Source organism: Spirosoma radiotolerans (assembly GCF_000974425.1).
Lineage (GTDB): Bacteria > Bacteroidota > Bacteroidia > Cytophagales > Spirosomataceae > Spirosoma > Spirosoma radiotolerans.
Window position 1 is genome coordinate 1,819,120 of record NZ_CP010429.1, and the last position, 17,080, is coordinate 1,836,199.

The 17,080-nt window shown below is 48.5% G+C and carries 12 protein-coding genes; 6 read left to right on the forward strand and 6 right to left on the reverse strand.

Annotated features, from left to right (window positions below; genetic code table 11):
* Nucleotides 1–75: 75 nt before the first annotated feature.
* Nucleotides 76–1,566, forward strand: a complete 1,491-nt coding sequence (locus tag SD10_RS07180; protein WP_046376327.1) for a glycoside hydrolase family 130 protein — start codon at nucleotides 76–78, stop codon at nucleotides 1,564–1,566.
* A gap of 97 nt (nucleotides 1,567–1,663) precedes the next feature.
* Here the strand turns inward: SD10_RS07180 and SD10_RS07185 are convergent, their stop codons facing one another.
* From SD10_RS07185 to SD10_RS07195, 3 genes are read right to left on the reverse strand one after another with little or no spacing between them, the layout of a single operon-like run.
* Nucleotides 1,664–2,182: a DUF1735 domain-containing protein gene (locus SD10_RS07185; RefSeq protein WP_158500547.1), complete on the reverse strand. Its 519-nt coding sequence runs from the start codon at nucleotides 2,180–2,182 to the stop codon at nucleotides 1,664–1,666.
* A 26-nt stretch (nucleotides 2,183–2,208) separates the two neighbouring features.
* Entirely contained in the window at nucleotides 2,209–3,714 is a 1,506-nt protein-coding gene (locus tag SD10_RS07190) for a SusD/RagB family nutrient-binding outer membrane lipoprotein (protein WP_227699163.1), read from the reverse strand.
* A gap of 21 nt (nucleotides 3,715–3,735) precedes the next feature.
* Entirely contained in the window at nucleotides 3,736–7,029 is a 3,294-nt protein-coding gene (locus tag SD10_RS07195; protein WP_046376328.1) for a SusC/RagA family TonB-linked outer membrane protein, read from the reverse strand.
* Nucleotides 7,030–7,687: 658 nt separating this feature from the next.
* On the opposite strand from SD10_RS07195, the gene SD10_RS07200 reads away from it, so the two are divergent.
* The 5 genes from SD10_RS07200 to SD10_RS07215 all read left to right on the forward strand — a co-directional run bounded on the left by SD10_RS07200 (nucleotide 7,688) and on the right by SD10_RS07215 (nucleotide 14,048).
* On the forward strand, nucleotides 7,688–10,942 hold the full coding sequence (locus tag SD10_RS07200) for a SusC/RagA family TonB-linked outer membrane protein (protein WP_046376329.1): 3,255 nt from the start codon (nucleotides 7,688–7,690) through the stop codon (nucleotides 10,940–10,942).
* Between the two features lie 22 nt (nucleotides 10,943–10,964).
* A complete protein-coding gene (locus SD10_RS29990) occupies nucleotides 10,965–11,372 on the forward strand; it encodes a hypothetical protein (RefSeq protein WP_227699164.1) in 408 nt (135 codons plus the stop codon).
* Between the two features lie 42 nt (nucleotides 11,373–11,414).
* On the forward strand, nucleotides 11,415–12,509 hold the full coding sequence (locus SD10_RS07205) for a SusD/RagB family nutrient-binding outer membrane lipoprotein (protein WP_262507398.1): 1,095 nt from the start codon (nucleotides 11,415–11,417) through the stop codon (nucleotides 12,507–12,509).
* Between the two features lie 590 nt (nucleotides 12,510–13,099).
* Complete coding sequence (locus SD10_RS07210; RefSeq protein ID WP_046376330.1) at nucleotides 13,100–13,606, forward strand: hypothetical protein; 507 nt, start codon at nucleotides 13,100–13,102, stop codon at nucleotides 13,604–13,606.
* A gap of 55 nt (nucleotides 13,607–13,661) precedes the next feature.
* The gene (locus SD10_RS07215) at nucleotides 13,662–14,048 is read left to right on the forward strand and encodes a hypothetical protein (RefSeq protein WP_046376331.1); all 387 of its coding nucleotides are present in this window, start codon (nucleotides 13,662–13,664) and stop codon (nucleotides 14,046–14,048) included.
* Nucleotides 14,049–14,210: 162 nt separating this feature from the next.
* Here SD10_RS07215 and meaB read toward each other — a convergent pair whose 3' ends face one another.
* The 3 genes from meaB to queA all read right to left on the reverse strand — a co-directional run bounded on the left by meaB (nucleotide 14,211) and on the right by queA (nucleotide 17,030).
* Nucleotides 14,211–15,200 carry a methylmalonyl Co-A mutase-associated GTPase MeaB gene (gene meaB, locus SD10_RS07220; protein ID WP_046376332.1) on the reverse strand — a complete coding sequence of 330 codons (990 nt, stop codon included), beginning with the start codon at nucleotides 15,198–15,200 and terminating at the stop codon, nucleotides 14,211–14,213.
* Nucleotides 15,200–15,925 carry a 2-C-methyl-D-erythritol 4-phosphate cytidylyltransferase gene (locus SD10_RS07225; RefSeq protein ID WP_046376333.1) on the reverse strand — a complete coding sequence of 242 codons (726 nt, stop codon included), beginning with the start codon at nucleotides 15,923–15,925 and terminating at the stop codon, nucleotides 15,200–15,202. The genes meaB and SD10_RS07225 overlap by 1 nt, the downstream gene beginning before the upstream one ends.
* A 61-nt stretch (nucleotides 15,926–15,986) precedes the next feature.
* Nucleotides 15,987–17,030 carry a tRNA preQ1(34) S-adenosylmethionine ribosyltransferase-isomerase QueA gene (gene queA / locus SD10_RS07230; RefSeq protein ID WP_046376334.1) on the reverse strand — a complete coding sequence of 348 codons (1,044 nt, stop codon included), beginning with the start codon at nucleotides 17,028–17,030 and terminating at the stop codon, nucleotides 15,987–15,989.
* Nucleotides 17,031–17,080 lie beyond the last annotated feature (50 nt).

Consider the following 17,080-nt stretch of genomic DNA (forward strand, 5'->3'; position numbering starts at 1 on the left):
TGAAGCAGTGTTTACCCTTTGTGCAGGAATAACTTACTAACAGGCAATTAGTCATTCACTAACGTATTGATATTAATGAGTATAAAAGCCACCCGAACGGGCATTGTTCTCCGGCCAGATCCAACCCGCGTTCTCTTTCGTCCTTTTGATTTAGGCAGTACGACCCGGACCCTGAAGATTGTGGCTCGTGTGGGTAGTATGACCGATGAAGAGGCCGAACAAAAGCTGGATGAGGTCATTCGTGAATTCGGTGGTCGGCACTACAAACTCGAACGCTTTCTACTGAATCGGTTCGAGCAGATAAAGCCCCATTTGCTGACCGATGAGCCACTCACCGAAGACCGAAAGCTGCTGCTGGGTGCGTATTTCACCATGGAATACTCGCTCGAATCGGCTGCATTGTTCAACCCATCCATGATCTGGCACCCCGACCAGACCAATGTTCCCCCCGGTTATAAACGCTTTATCCTGAGTCTGCGGGCAACAGGAGAGGGCCACGTTTCATCGATCTCGTTTCGGATGGGGTACATCGATGAGACCGGAAAAATTGTCTTACGGCAACCGTCCCGGTATGTGACATCGCCCGAAATTGTACCGAATCATCGGTTCAACCGGACGCTGTTTGAGCGTAAACTTTATGAGCTACGGCTGGAAAACAGCATTCAGGAGAAAATGATGGTGGGGCTGGGTGACGAATTCAGCCTGTCGGAACTGGAAGCGCAGATTAAGCGCGTATCAGCGCAGTACCGCTACAATGCCGAGTACGACACCATTGCCAGTGGCTTACTGGCGCTGGCCAAGTCGAATTACGAAATTCACTTCGACGATGACCAAAGCCTCGACGAGCGGTGTATTTTCCCCACCTCGCCAAATGAGACGAATGGAATTGAAGATGCACGTTTTGTGCAGTTTACCGACGACAATGGCGAGGTAACTTTTTATGCCACCTATACCGCTTACAATGGCCGGGTCACATTTCCGCAATTGCTGGAGACGAAAGACTTCACCCACTTCAGCGTAAGCACGCTGAATGGAGCCGAAGTATCCAACAAAGGGATGGCGTTGTTTCCCCGTAAGATCGGTGGCAAATATGCCATGATCTCGCGCCAGGATGGTGAGAATATTTACCTGATGTATTCCGATGATCTTTACTTCTGGCAGACGAAAGAACTCATTCTAAAACCTACCTACAACTGGGAATATGTGCAACTGGGCAACTGCGGGTCGCCCATTGAAACCGAAGCGGGTTGGTTGGTCCTGAGTCACGGTGTTGGGCCTATGCGTAAATACGCTATTGGTGCGTTCCTGCTCGACCTCAACGATCCCTGCAAGGTGATTGGCCGCACCAGCGAACCCATTTTGAGCCCCGACGAAAACGAGCGGGAAGGCTATGTGCCCAATGTTGTTTACAGTTGCGGAGGCCTCATCAATAATGGCGAACTCATTATTCCATATGCCATGGCCGACTACGCCAGTAGCTTTGCGACGGTGAATGTAGCCGAATTGCTGGCCGAACTGACTGGGCAAAGCAAAACAGAAACGATAGCGGCCGAAGTTCAGGTATAACTGTACCCACAAGCTTCAGTCCATAAACACAAATCTTATAGTACAAAAAAGCCCCGTTACGATCGTAACGGGGCTTTTTTGTACTATGACTCACCGCTTATTTCGCGCGTGAAACGACCAGAATTTGTGTATGGTAATTCGCACTGATCACAACATTGCTGGGTACCGTTGTGATGCTCAGTGGGACGGCGTAGGGACCGCCCGTAGCGGGAATCTGCGTACCGATAAAGTTCACATTAACCGTTGCAATCCGCTGGCCTGCGGCAACCGTCACCATAGGGTTGGTTAGCTGGAAAGCCGCGGCTGGCAAAAGCGTATAACTGGTTTTGTTGGCTGTATTGTAAGCTGTCAGAGCGGCCTGGTCAATCGCAACCGTGACCGGAACATCCTGTGTTGGCGGGTTCGGCGACGCGATGTTGATATCAACGGGCGCTACGAGTGACGAACTGGCTGCAGACACGGTTACCGTTTTCAGTATGCTCCGGTTAGCCACATAAGGAATTTCAGCTACGTAGCCAGCACTGGCAAAATCGACAAAATGTTCATCGTCTTTGAGGCACGAAGTCAGACCAACTGCCAAACTCGCGGCCACGATAATATTAAAAATTTTTTTCATGGTTATTTGCTTGTTTTGGTTAGGCATTACTTCTCCCAGAAGATTTTGCTCGTAAACTGATTGATCGTACCCTGAGCGCCAACATTGGCAGCGTTCGTGCTGTATTCTGATGTTGGATACAATAGGCGAAACGGAATTTGCCGCACCGTCGTACTGGGGTCCTGCGAAATCGGAATGTTAGTTGGCAACCCTAAACGCCGGTAATCTGACCAGGCTTCGAAGGGGGCTGTTCCGTTTTCCGATGCCCATTTCTGGGTAATGATCGCTTCGATCTTATTGGTCGACGCTTCCCAGTTTACGTTTGCTACGCCAGCCTGCGAATAATAAGCCGTTGCTTCGGCCGCCGTACGCCCAACATTAATGAACGACTCCGAGATGGCCGCCTGATACAATGTTTTCGGATCACCCGTAATCCAGCCTCGTTGTGCGGCTTCGGCCTGCATGAACAGGCTTTCGTGCGATTGCAGGATAGGGGAGTTTTGCGAAACGTTCTTCAATACACCTGGGCCAATGTCAGATACCTGACTATTTACCAACACATCGGTAGTGCCAAAAAGAGTACCATTGAAGTTATTGGTTGAACCCGCTACAGGCCGGTAATAAGCGCCTAAACGAGGATCATTCGTGCTTTTATAGAACGTAATCCCGTACAGATTTCCCTTATACTGGTTGTTAAGCGTTGTCGGGTTGCCATTGATAGCGTAGAAGGCACCAAACAGTGGGTTTTGCAGGTTTTGTGAATTTGAATAACCCGGATTGACCGCTGCATTTTCGCCCGCGCCTAGGAAGCCATAGCCTGATGCTTTAATGGTCGCTAACTGCGTCTGAATAAACGAAGCCCGATCCGCCTTCTCTGACTGGCGGAGCAGCATGCGCAACTTCAGGGTATTGCCGAACTTGAGCCATTTAGAGATATCGCCCTGGAACATAATGTCGTTGGGCCCAGGATTCAGGGTACCATCGCCTTTGGCGAGCAACGCCATACCTGCATCAATTTGCTTGAAGAGGTCCTCATAAATAGCCTGTGCTTTGTCGTAAGTAGGCAGAATAGTGGTTGTGCCCTGTAAGGCCGATGTGTAAGGAACATCTCCGTAGGTATCGACCAGAAGCTGGAAATGCAGGGCTTTCATAATTTTGGCCATACCCTGCAACAGCGGCTGGCCCAATGTGGCAGCCTGCGTATCGACGTAGTTATAGTTTTTCAGGTTGAGGTATGCGCTCGACCAGATACTATTGTTGAAGCCCTGCGTAAACTGGTAGTTTTTATCCGACGTAGCGATCGAATAGTTGCCGCTCCAGTTCCAGTAGCCCATCCACAGGTTCAGAAAATAAAAGTTACCAGCGACACCACTCGGGGTGTTCCCCGTGAGGTACCAGCCTGTAGTGGCCAGCGCATCGGGCAGCACCAACTGAGGAGTGGCTGCCGTTACCTGGTTTGGGTTATTATTAACTTCCAGGTAGTCCTTGCAACCCGTCATTACCATCAACAGCCCGGCAAGTATGCCAGCTGTTAGTCGTTTTATATGAATCATTGTTGTTTGCTGAATTAAAGATTAAAAACCAAAGCTGAGCCGGAAGCCATAAAGCCGCGTTGGGGGCGTCTGGTATTCGGTTGTCGTACCGACAGCGTTACTGGTGTCGTTGGCGTTGGTACCGCCCGAGAATTCAGGATCAGTGAACACGTTCGTTTTTGGACGAAGCATGATCAGGTTACGACCCGTCAGGGCAACATTCAGCGACTTGATGAATTTAGTATAGCCCAAAACGGACGCTGGAATGTTGTAGCTCAGCACAACCTCACGAAGTTTCCAGAAATCGGCGCTTGTTACGTAGCTGGAAGCCGCATTGTGATAGCCCGAGTTGGTCCAGAAAACCAGGTTACCATCTTTGGTGGTTACGTTCGTGTTTGGGGTAATATTGGTCGTTGTACCATCTGGATTACTGGAAACCAGCACAGAGTTCGGGAACACGAAATTCTGCCGGCCAGCGTAAACCGAGCGGATACCCGCTCCTGTAAATTCCAGCGCATTACCCAGGGCATTATAGATAACGGCACCACCGCGGTATTCGACAACAGCGGCCAGCGTCAGGCCTTTGAACTTAAACGTGTTCGTGAAACCGAACCGATATTTAGGCTGTGTTGTACCCGCATATTTGAGGTTTGGATCGAGGATAGGGTAACCGGTTGCATCGACTACAGGGCGGCCGGCATACTGCCCGCTTGCATCGTAGTTAGGCGCTTTCGGATCCGTCGTTTGAATACGCTGAATGTCGCTGACAAACAGAGCAGGATAAGCATATCCTTTGGCTGCGTACACGTTCGATGCACCACCCGCTAGGGTTGGCCGGTAGGGGTCCGTTCCGTAAGGGATATTGATCCGGGGAAGATCCTGATAGAGATCCGTTACTTTACTGGTCAGATACGTGAAGTTCGCGTTAATATCCCAGGTGAAACCGCCTGCTTTTACCAGCGGGCTGATTGTCCGCAAGTCCAGTTCAACGCCCTGGTTTTGCATGCTGCCCGTGTTGATCAACGCTGTCGTATAGCCGGTTGCCTGTGAAATTTGAATGGGCACCGTCTGGTTTGTCGTGACGGTATTGTAATAAACCGCTTCGAGGTTGAACCGGTCAAACAACCCTACTTCCAGACCCACTTCTTTACTATTCGTAAATTCAGGTTTCAGGTTCGGGTCATTTTGCTGGTTGCTTTGCTCAAAACCCGCCTGACTACCGAATGGGAAGCCTGTGCCTGGGTTAAACACGTTCTGCAACTGATAGGGAGCTACGTTTACCTGACCTACTTTCGACAAACTACCCCGGATTTTAGCATAGCTCAATACGTGATTGTTCTTTAAGCTCGGCACCAGTTCGCTAAGGACAACCGACGCATCGACGGCTGGATAAAAGAAAGACCGGTTGCTGGGAGCCAGTAGGGAGGTCCAGTCATTACGACCCGATGCGTGAACGAAGATAGCATCCTTATATCCCAGTGTCAGATCGCCGAAGGCACCCAACAGGCGGCTTTGGCTGCTGTATTCAGCCAGCGTAGCATTGCCCAGTCGGTTGGCAACGTTGTAGGTACCCGGCACCACCAGAGCGCCTGCGTAGTCGTAGGTGCTGCGCGCATACTCCTGGCGGGTTTGCTGACCAAGAATCAGGCGGGTTGTAAAATCGCCGAACTTAGGATTTACCGTAACGAGCAGGTCACCGGTAAAACGCGTTTTTAGCTGGGTCGCATCCTGTACGGTGGCATTTGTATGGCCACCTGCCGAAGAGGCAATGTTACCCGCTTCCCAGGGATCGCCGGTAGCGTAGTCGGAGAACGTAACGTCGGCGATGTGGGCTTTCAACTGCGAGTTATACAACTGACCACCTACCCGATACAGTACATTCAACCAGTTCGTGAACTTGTACGATACGTCGGCCGAACCCTGCATGGTATATAAGCCGGTAACTTTCCGCGAATTGTCGCCGGTGATCTGCCAGTAGGGGTTTGGATAATACGCATTGTAATACCCGTTTACATCCCCAAAAGGCGACGTAATATCGTTCAGCGGATAGCTGTTGAGCGGAGCTTGTGGCTGTTGGTTGAGCACGTTCCAGTAAACTGGGCGGTTTTGGTTGAAATCACCATTTTCCGTATTTGTGCTCTGATAGGAGAATTGTACACCGGCGTTGGCCGTAAACTTATCGACTGCCCGACCGCCTTTAATGCTGATGTTTGTTCGTTGATATTTGTCATTAGGCACAACCCCTTTCTGATCGACACGCTGCAGGCTCAGACCAAAATAATTCAGGTTATCGCCAATGCGGTACGAAATGTCGTGTTGCTGAGTAACCCCCGTATTGAAGAAAGCCTTGCGAGGATCTTTACTCGGTGCCGAATAGGGAATTTTCAGCGTATCGAGCCGAACGTTTCCGTTGGCGTCCCGAATTTGAACCCCATAGCCAAGTGGTTGAATAGACCCGTCGAACGGTGTACCAAATTGCTGGTTTTCGTAAGGTACATACAGACGGGCATAGTTACGGTCATAAAATGGTTGTGCTTCGCCACCATTGGCACCAAACTGGGTTTGTAATCCCGGCATGTACGAAATGCTCTCAAACTGTGTATTGTTTGTATAGGTGATCTGTGGCTTGTTGTTCTGCGTACCGCGTTTCGTAGTAACGATAAGGGCACCATTCGATGCATCAGAGCCATACAGAGCGGCCGCACTCGGTCCCTTCAGCACGGTGGTCTGGTCAATGTCGTTGGGGTTGATCGACGATAGGAAGCTGATGTCGGAAATGACACCATCCACCACAAGCAGAGCTTGGTTATTTCCCAAAAACGACCGGTTACCACGCAGAGTTAGCCGGGCACCAGCGCCTACGCCATTGTTGGTCGTGCTAACCTGTAAACCCGATACCTTACCCGTTAAGCCATTAGCAACGTTGATCGGGGCCGCCTGCGTAATCTGGGCGTTGTTGATGCGGGCAATAGACGTCCCAATTTCACGCTCTGTGCGCTGGATACCAAATCCTGTTACAACCACCTCATTTAAGGTCGATGCGTCGGGGGTTAAGACAACATTGACCGCACTACGATTTCCTACGGCTACATCCTGTGATTTAAAACCAACAAACGAGAACGTTAATGTAACAGTAGGTTCGGCATTGATTCGGTAGTTACCGTTTGCATCGGTTGTTGTGCCGCGCGTGGTGCCTTTTACAACAACGCTTACACCGGGTAGTCCTGAACCGTCATCTGATGAAGTCACACGACCTGTTACTGCCGCATCCTGAGCCAGCAAGGGCAAGCAGAAAAGGAGCGAAAGTAACCAGCTTCCAATTATAATTTTTCTCATAAAACGTAACGGGTATTGTTTAGATTGCTGAGTTAAGAAAAAACAAAATTAATCCTTTTTTATCGAATGAAATGGTAATATACAGGTAATGTGACTGATTTTTTTTAGAGAATGGCCTGCGGTGGGGTGGCGAAACCTGTTAAACAAGTTGACGGTGAAAATTGCATTTTTAGTAGAATATACTTAAGTAATGCTGATCGTCTAGTAGGTATTTATAAAGTATAAATAGTATATTAATTTTACGTTTTTTACATTAAACCATATAAAATCTTGAATGTTCGGTTTTTTGTATAATTTATTTAAAAAACAGGTTTAATCTAAAAATTAGCTTTATACCTGAAAAATAGTCTGACGGACAAATCTACCAGTTTATCGACGAGTTGATCGTCTGGAGAGCGCCCTGTAGGAGAATGAATAGCCAATAACCGTCTGATATTAAAACTATATTAAGAAGATAAAGTATTTATATAAGTCTATTTGTAAAAAGGATATTAGGCATACAAGTATTCAACTAGAACATTATTTTAGTAATTGTCGCATACGCAAATAAAGGCTGGCTCTTTTTTGTATCAGTTTAATCGCTGCTTTTAATACTTTTTTAATATTTTTGCTTTAAGTTTTATACTTAAGTACCACTTCTTAACTTAAACATTGTCGCATGCGTAAATTTCTACTAACACAGCTCTGCCTGTGTTTACTTGCTATTCCATTGTTTGCCCAAAACAGGGCTATCACTGGAAAGGTTACTTCATCAGAAGACGGCTCTCCATTACCAGGCGTTACCATCCTTATTAAAGGAACAAGCCAGGGAACCACCACCAATTCAGACGGTACCTTCCAGATTAATGCCGACAAAGGCGCCGTCCTACAAATAAGTTTCATTGGTTTCGCTACCGAAAGTGTAAAACTGGACAATCAGACGACCGTTAACCTGGCCCTGAAACCAGATGCTTCCCAGCTTCAGGAGATCGTCGTAACGGCTCAGGGTATTCGGAAAAATCAGCGGGAAATTGGGTACGCTATTTCCAAGGTAGCTACGGAAGATGTGACCGTTGGCCGGTCTCCTCAACTGGCACAGGCGCTCTCCGGAAAAGTAACCGGTCTGGCCGTTTACAACGTCAACAACAGCGTTGACCCAGCTGTGAAAATCGTTTTGCGCGGTTATCGCTCACTGACGGGTAACAATGAAGCCCTGGTTGTACTGGATGGCATGCAGACAACCTCAACCATCCTGTCGACGATCAATCCCAATGACATTGAGAGTGTATCCATTCTGAAAGGTGGACAGGCGGCTACATTATATGGATCATCGGGGATCAATGGGGCCATTATTATCACAACGAAGCGGGGGGCAAAAGGCAAACTGAAAGTGAATTATTCGAATAGTACGAACTTCGAACAGATCAGTTTCCTGCCTAAGATTCAGGATAAATACGGCTCGGGTTCGCACTATGCTACCGCATTCGGAACGGCAGGTTATAAGACAGATTACCTGGCTCGTATGGCCGATAACTGGCGTTCGTACGAAAACCAGCAGTATGGCGATGCGTTCGATGGTTCGATGCGGATTCAGGGACGGACTGCCGAAGACGGTAGCCAGCTTATTATTCCATACTCGGCCGTTAAGGATGGACGTCGGAAAGCCTTCAATACGGGTGTTTCGGTAAATAATCAGGTAAATTTTCAGGGTGGAGACGAAACGAGTTCGTTCTATATGTCCATTGAAAATCAGTCTGTAAACGGCATCGTACCAAACGACAAGAGTGTTCGGACGGGTACGCGTCTGTCGGCTACGAAGGAATATGGTAAACTGACGGCCAGCTTTAATGCGGGTTATGTACAGGGCGTTTACAACCGTACATCATCTGATTTTTATAACGATGTACTTAATCAGCCAGCCAACTTACCACTTAGTGACCTGCGCGATTGGCGGAATAATCCGCTGGCAAACCCGAACGGTTTTTATAATGACTATTATAACAACCCATATTTCAATGCCGACAACAACCGCCTGAACTACAAGGATGCGAACATAAACGGTAACCTGAGTTTGACTCTAAAAGCAACCAACTGGCTATCGGTCACGAACCGCCTGGGTGTGATGAACAACTCCCGGACAGGCAAAAATACGACAGGTAAGTTCACGTATTCGGACTGGGCCAAAACCAAATCGTATATTCCAGCTCCTTTCTTCCGGGATGGTGATGGCACCGGCATTTACCGGGCTATTACCGATGTTCCTGGTTCTGTAAACGACTATTCGGGTACGGAAAATGTCATTAATAACGAATTTCAGATTCAATTATCGAAAGATCTGGGCCCGTTGTCGAATCGATTAATATTGGGTAACAGCCTATACCAGCGCACAACGAACAATATGGCTGTTGGATCAAGCTCGATTGTTGTACCTGACGTATATAACGTATCGAACCGCCAGGGCATCCTGACGGGTGGACAGATTCTAACGCAGGAACGTCGGCTGGGTTATTATGCCGACTTGACGATGAACTATAAGAACTACCTGATTTTGAACGGATCGTTCCGCTTCGATCAGACCTCCAAGTTCTACAAGCCCAACCGGGCGGCTAGTTTCTGGTCATACCCATACTATGGTGTAGCAGCCTCGTTTATTGCCAGCGACGCTTTCCCAAGCATTAAGAGTGAGTTCATGAACTACTTTAAGCTACGGGCTAATTACAACAAAAACGCCAACGACAATATCCCGTTGTACGGGCTGGATCTGACCTATCCGAATGGTACCAGCTTCCCATACGGTAGCACGGTTGGTCTGACCGTCGGGAACACCCTGCCTGATCCTAACTTAAAACCTGAAACGGTTTATTCGTCTGAAATCGGTGCTGAATTCCAACTTTTGAACAACCGTATCAATATTGACGTATCGGCATATACGCAGAGTTCGAAAGGTCAGGTAATTACGGTTCGGGTGCCCAACTCAACTGGTTTTCAAAACTTACTGATCAACGTGGGCGAAACCAAAAACTGGGGTTATGAAGCCGAGCTGAAATACCTGATTGCCCGAGGGGGTAAGTTTTCCTGGGATGCCAGCGTTCGCTACTCGTACAATGACAACAAAGTAGTGGACCTGTATCCTGGTATCAACGAGTTTCAGTATGGTAGCGGAAATGGAGTTTCCCCTCTTTCATACGCTAATCTTAACGTAATCAAAGATTCCCGTTTCCCTATTCTGAAAACAGATGGCTATCAATATGCGCCGGATGGCTCAGGTCGTGTATTGGTTAATGCAACAACAGGCTATCCAATACGTAATACCTCCTTGTTGCCTCGGGGCGGTGTATTGCCCAGGCATATTGCTGGTCTGGGCTCCAAAATGGAGTATGGTAACTTCGGCTTTACATTCAACTTCGAGTATCGGGGTGGCAACGTAATGTTTAGCGATCTGGGTCGCCAGATGACCTTCACCGGAACGGGTAAATGGACTGAAGACCGTGCGCCCCACATCTTCCCGAACTCGGCTTACTTAGGGCCAGATGGAACAACGGTCGTGCCTAACACGAGTGTAAACGTACGGGAAGCCGAGTATTCCCTTTGGGTAGATAACTACCGGTTAATCTCGGAGAATTTCGTTACACCAGCCTGGTTCATCAAACTCAGGGATATTAACCTGTCATATCGCCTGCCACAAGGCTTCCTGAGCAAGACGAAGATTTTCACCGGCGCCAGTATTGCTTTGTATGGTCGTAATCTGCTTACGATTGTCGATAAGTTGAATTACTACACAGATCCTGAATTTAGCAGTGTGGGCAATCCATCCCCAGGAAGCCAGGCAACAACCTCGCCTACAACAACATCAGCTCTGGGTATTGGGATCAATACGACCGGGCAGACCCCACCTGTACGCCAATATGGTGTAAACATCAATCTGACATTCTAGTAAAAGCAAGATAGAACTTGATATGAAATTCAAAACACTAATTATAGCTGCTTTAGTGGCATTGGGTAGTAGTTGCAATACCAAATCATTTCTGGATATTAATACGAACCCGAACCAATTGCCAACGGCATCACCGAACTATGTATTTACGAATGCGCTGAATACGACAGCCACGAACATAGCCGGAAATACGAACGGACAAGGTTCAAACGAACTCGGTTTCTACTGGGCAGGCCAGTGGTCGCAGGGAAATGGGTACATTATTACGACTACCCAGTTTGCTTACCAATTTACCAATGGCGATTTTAACTACTGGGATACCTACTACGATAATCTGGAAGATTATCAGTTTGTGATTAACAACGCTGATGCCAATAGCCAGAAGTTTCTGAAAGGCCCATCCAAAGTGATGAAAGCAATGCTGTATTAGCAGTTAGTTGATCTGTATGGCAACATCCCTTATACGGATGCGTTGAAAGCAGCTGCTGCACTCGCGCCAAAATTCGACGACCAGAAGACCGTTTATGAGTCGTTGATTACCCTGCTGGATGAAGCTATCGTCGATCTGAAAGCGAACCCGTTCACAGGTAGTTTCGGTACATCAGATATCGTTTTCGGTGGCAACGTAACCAAATGGATTCAATTCGCCAATTCGCTTAAAATGCGCATTCTGATTCGTCAATCCAAAGTGGCTGGCCGGGAAGCGTACATTAAGACTGAGGTCAACAAAATTGTAACCGAAGGTTCAGGCTTTATCACGGGAACGGATGTTGGCATTGGTGGTCCATCGTTCTTTCAGCCAGCGGCTGGTCAGTTAAACCCCGTCTATGATCGCTGGGGCTACAACGAAACGGGCGCCAAACGGGCGTTGAATAACTACCCACGGCCAACGCAGTTTCTGGTGAACAGCCTCAAAGCAGCTGGTGATACCCTTCGATTGAAGCGTATTGCGTATGCCAATGGTGGTGAGAATAGCAACACACCGGGTGTGAGCACGAAAGCTGAAATCATGGCAAACTATTCAGGAACACCGTTTGGCGCCAGTTCAGGCTATTTGCCCACGAACACAGTTTCTTTGGGACCCAGCCTGATCGTAAAGGGTGAATATAACCGGGCATACATTATTATGACCGCGTCTGAAATACAGTTCCTGCTGGCAGAAGCCAAACAACGGTACTCTGATGTTACCTTGCCAAGTTCGGCTCAGGCTTATTTTGAAGAAGGTATTGTGCAGTCCTTCCGTGTATTGGGAGCTAACGTTGCCGGTGCCGCTGCGTTTAAAGGCAGCAAAATTCAGAACTACGACTGGGATGCATCGACCGATAAACTAGCCGCCATTGCCATTCAGAAATGGATTGCCTTGACCAACTTCAGCGGTCTGGAAGCCTGGGCTGAATACCGCCGGACGAATCTGCCGGTTACGCCACAAAGCATCCAGGTGCCAGACAACAAACGGCCTGTGCGTCTTTTCTATCCCAACACGGAAGGTGGCTCAAATTCAGCAAACGTAACGGCACAGGGTACTATCGATGTGTTCACGACCAAACTGTTCTGGGATGTTGACTAATTAAGTTGGGTAGTTTCAAAAAGGGAGGTCATTAAATAAATGGCCTCCCTTTTTTATATGAACGTGGAGAACGGCTTCATCCAATCACGTAGTGATTGGATGTTTGTAGAGTTATGTCGTGCTCACGGCACTTAGTTATGCACTATCGACCATTCATACCCATTAGCAAAGTATGCCAAGATATATAATCAGTCAATTAGCGTAAAAAAAGCGGATCGACAATGTCAATCCGCTTTTTGCATTACGCTTTATCCAACTATTAAAATTCGAGTTTCCGAAGGTGCTTATATGGTTTACTTCTCTTCAAAAGAGGTTGGGAAACTCTCTACGTATACCCAATGTTTGGCAACACGGAAGAGCACAATAAGCAGTCGTAATTAGAGGGGAAATATAGCAGTTAAACCAGTTTTAACTTGTTTTAGGAGGCTTTATGTATATTATACGGCATGTTTATTGATTGAGCGGTAGGTGACCTAATCTATATTTACTGTTCATTTTTTGTTACATCATTAAACATAATTCACTCTTAATGGAAGATAAACTTTTTGACTAAATAGAAGTTAATCTAGGAAATAAGACGACTCAGCGCCATGAAAGAGGAAAAGGATGTAGAACGCAAAGATGCCCAAATCACCGGTCGGACGGAAGGACCATTCGGTTCTGATGATAGCGATGTAGACCGCCAGATGGGCGATAATGTAAATACCTTCGAACAGGAGAACTCAGCGAATGGGCTCGATAGCGAGCAGGTTCGTGGTGGGCAGGATGGGCGCAATATTCGGGGCATGGGTAGCATAGACATGGATAGCAAGAATGGTGTAATCCGAATGGGTGACATCACAAATAGCACGATGGAAGTGACCGAAGAGGGCGCCAATGCCGCTATCGCCGATGATGCCAAAACCAACACGGCCATGGTCGACGTAACAACAGAAGGCCCTGATGATTACGCATCTGCCAATCAGGTTCCGGTTCCTAATGCACAGAAAGCAGCCAAAGAACAGGACACAAACGAGGAGTCTGATAAGGACCAGAAAGAACACGAAGACGAGGTAGCCGAAACGGGTACGGATCTTAATAATAAACCGACCTATTGATGAATCAATAGGTAACGACTCTTCTTAAATTCTCAACACTTAACTAATCAACGTTATGAGCGTAAGTAGCAATTCCCGCAAAGAAAGCACTGAGTCCTATGCGGCTCAACGCATGAGCAACACGATGGGTATACCACCGGAGTTAGCCCAGTTGAATGACAAGAATCTTGATAACGATCTGCCATCGCGCGTAGCTGGTAGCAGTGATGCCGATGTGCCGGAAGATTACATCGAAACCCAGGCTACGGCGGCTGAACCTGATCGAAATCCTGGTATTTCCGGAGACGAAATCGAGGAGTCCAAACGAGCTTCATGGGGACAGCCTCCATTATCCGAGGAGTCTACTAATACAGACAATGCTGACTGGAATACCAGCACCAGCGATGCCTCCATGCCGGCTACCCGGGCTAACGAACCCGATCGGACACTGGGAAATTCGTAAAAGCTGACCAGGTTGGTAGCTGACGTACTGACCAATAGATAAGAAGCCGCTTTGTCAATGCCCGAAAGCAAATGACAAAGCGGCTTCTTTGTTTGTGGGCTAATCGGTTCATCAATTTATTTTGCCCTTAGGCGCCTATAACTGGTGATGAATACGTGAATTCTAATGCCCGGTGGGCGATTGGCTCAATAAGGTTTCAATGGCTGGAACGGGGAGGAGCGTACCGACGCGAACTTGGTCTTCAATAATCGCCAGGCGGTTGCGCATATCAGGCTGGTCATAAAAGCTGCTTTCCAGCCGTTGCCGTAACAAGGACCGAAACCAGGTAAGCTGTTGTTCCTGCCGTCGGTGGGTGCGGTGGCCGTTTTCGCTGGTGAGCTGCTGTTGTCCCTGAATGGTTGCCCAAAGCGCGTCGATGCCCACACCCGTTAGGGCTGAGCAGGTCAGTACCGGTGGGAACCACCCGTTGCCCGTGGGCGGAAACAGGTGAAGCGCATTTTCATACTCCACCCGGGCGCGGTTGGCCAACTGTTGGTTGTCGCCGTCGGCTTTGGTAATGGCCAGCGCATCGGCCAGTTCCATTATACCGCGCTTCATTCCCTGCAGTTCATCCCCGGCACCGGCCAGCATGAGCAACAGAAAAAAATCGACCATGCCATGAACAACGGTTTCCGACTGACCGACGCCCACGGTCTCAACCAGAATCAGATCGAAACCGGCCGCTTCGCAGAGGAGCATTGTTTCGCGGGTGCGGTGACCGACACCGCCCAGAGAATCCCCGGCCGGAGAAGGACGAATATAAGCGTTCGGATTCATCGAGAGGGTTTCCATGCGTGTTTTATCGCCCAGTAAACTGCCGCCCGAACGCTGGCTGGTTGGGTCGACGGTGAGGACAGCCAGCCGATGGCCAAGGCCGGTCAAATAGGTGCCGAAGGCTTCGATAAATGTACTCTTGCCAACGCCCGGAACCCCCGTTATCCCGACCCGAATAGATTTGCCTGAATTTGGTAAAATACGCTCCAGAACCTGCTGAGCCAACACCTGATCATCGGGTCTTTTGCTCTCGATGAGCGTAATCGCCTGACTCAGAACCAGCCGGTCGCCAGCGAGTATGCCCGTGGCATAGTGATCAGGAGCGAGTCGGTGGCGCATCAGCGTAGGTCTTCCGGCGTTGTAATTTTTATGTTCTCGTATGCTCCGTCAATCAGGGTAATCGGAAAACCGGCGTATTCCATCACGCTGGCGCAGTCCGTAAAAAATGCCTGCTCCTGGGTTTGAAAAGCCTGCCGAAACAAGTCCAGCCGAAAGGTCTGGGGTGTTTGCACCAACCGATACTGACTTCGGTCGACGGCTTGGCTAACCCCGTCGGCCCCAACGACCCGGACCGAATCCTTGACTGGCACACAGGTGACGGCCGAGCCTGTTCGGGCGGCCGTTTCGAAACTGTTTCGAATAATTTCCGGCAACACAAACGGCCGGACACCATCGTGAACAGCGACTATACCGGCAGGAGCCGCAATGGCATTCAGGCCGTTACGCACCGACTGAAACCGGGTAGTGCCACCCGCAACGATTTGAATAGCCGGATGAAAGTTATTCTCATTGCAGAGTTTATCCCATATAGCCCGTTCGCGTTCGGGCAGGACAAGGATAATGCCGATTTTTTCGGATACAGGATCTACGATCTGGGAGTCAGTAAATAGCGGAAGGTCAACGGCCAGAAACTGCTCGATGGTGTGCTGAAGAATGGGTTTGCCCTTCAGAAGTAAAAATTGCTTGGGTATGTCCGACTTCATTCGGCTGCCATTCCCCCCCGCTACAATAATGGCAAAGTTGGTCGTTGAGAAGGTGTCCGAAGGGCGATTTGTATCCGTCATAAAAAAAGGGGCACAAGGCCCCAAAAATACTAAATGACTGGTGACTATTCAGGTCAGCCGATTAAATAATCAGCATCGCATCGCCATAGCTGAAGAAACGGTATTTCTCCTTGATCGCCACCTGATACGCTTCTTTAATGAGTTCGTGGCCACCAAAGGCGCTCGTCATCATGATCAGAATCGACTCTGGCAGGTGCAGGCTTGTGAGCAACGAGTTGGCAATCTTAAAGTCGTATGGAGGAAAAATAAATTTATCTGTCCAGCCTTCAACGGGTTTCAATCGGCTGTTGGCCGACACCGACGACTCAATGGCTTTGAGGGATGTTGTGCCAACGGCGCACACCCGTTTGCCAGCGTCAAGGGCGGTATTGACAACCTTGGCTGAATCTTCCGGAATCCGGTAGTTTTCTGAATCTGTTTTGTGCTTAGTCAAATCTTCTACATCCACCTGACGGAACGTTCCCAGACCAACGTGCAGCGTAACGGGGGCAAAGTGAATGCCTTTAATTTCCATCCGCTTCATCATGGCGCGGGTAAAGTGCAGACCAGCGGTCGGTGCTGCTACAGCCCCTACGTGTTGGGCAAAAACTGTTTGGTAGGCATCGCGGTCGGCTTCTTCAGCTTCCCGGTTCATTTCGCGTGGAATAGGCGTTTCGCCCAGTTCATCCACCGCTTTCATAAACTCTTCGTGGTTCCCGTCGAATAGAAAACGAATTGTACGGCCGCGTGATGTTGTGTTGTCAATGACCTCCGCTACCAGGTCACTGTCGCCGAAATATAATTTATTGCCTACCCGAATTTTACGGGCGGGATCGACCAGAACATCCCAGAGTTTCATTTCGCGGTTCAGTTCCCGCAACAGGAAAACTTCTATTTTAGCCCCTGTTTTTTCTTTATTACCGTATAATCTTGCCGGAAAAACTTTGGTGTTATTGATCACCATCACGTCGCCATCGCTGAAGTAACCCAGCATATCCGAAAACTGCTTGTGCTCAATAGTTTTGGCTTTTCGGTCTACAACCATTAGCCGCGATTCACCCCGCTCAACCGGGTATTTGGCTATAAGACTTTCGGGTAAATCAAATTTGAATTCGGATAACTTCATAATGTATTAGCACCAAAAAAAGACGGCGTGTTTTTTGTAAAGGCCGCAAA

Excerpts from the sequence above, each read along its gene's own strand:
- queA (WP_046376334.1), bottom strand. The coding sequence starts at position 17,030 with ATGAAGTTATCCGAATTCAAATTTGATTTACCCGAAAGTCTTATAGCC.
- SD10_RS07195 (WP_046376328.1), bottom strand. The coding sequence starts at position 7,029 with ATGAGAAAAATTATAATTGGAAGCTGGTTACTTTCGCTCCTTTTCTGC.
- SD10_RS07185 (WP_158500547.1), bottom strand. The coding sequence starts at position 2,182 with ATGAAAAAAATTTTTAATATTATCGTGGCCGCGAGTTTGGCAGTTGGT.
- SD10_RS07180 (WP_046376327.1), top strand. The coding sequence starts at position 76 with ATGAGTATAAAAGCCACCCGAACGGGCATTGTTCTCCGGCCAGATCCA.
- meaB (WP_046376332.1), bottom strand. The coding sequence starts at position 15,200 with ATGCGCCACCGACTCGCTCCTGATCACTATGCCACGGGCATACTCGCT.
- SD10_RS07210 (WP_046376330.1), top strand. The coding sequence starts at position 13,100 with ATGAAAGAGGAAAAGGATGTAGAACGCAAAGATGCCCAAATCACCGGT.
- SD10_RS29990 (WP_227699164.1), top strand. The coding sequence starts at position 10,965 with ATGAAATTCAAAACACTAATTATAGCTGCTTTAGTGGCATTGGGTAGT.
- SD10_RS07225 (WP_046376333.1), bottom strand. The coding sequence starts at position 15,925 with ATGACGGATACAAATCGCCCTTCGGACACCTTCTCAACGACCAACTTT.
- SD10_RS07215 (WP_046376331.1), top strand. The coding sequence starts at position 13,662 with ATGAGCGTAAGTAGCAATTCCCGCAAAGAAAGCACTGAGTCCTATGCG.
- SD10_RS07200 (WP_046376329.1), top strand. The coding sequence starts at position 7,688 with ATGCGTAAATTTCTACTAACACAGCTCTGCCTGTGTTTACTTGCTATT.
- SD10_RS07190 (WP_227699163.1), bottom strand. The coding sequence starts at position 3,714 with ATGATTCATATAAAACGACTAACAGCTGGCATACTTGCCGGGCTGTTG.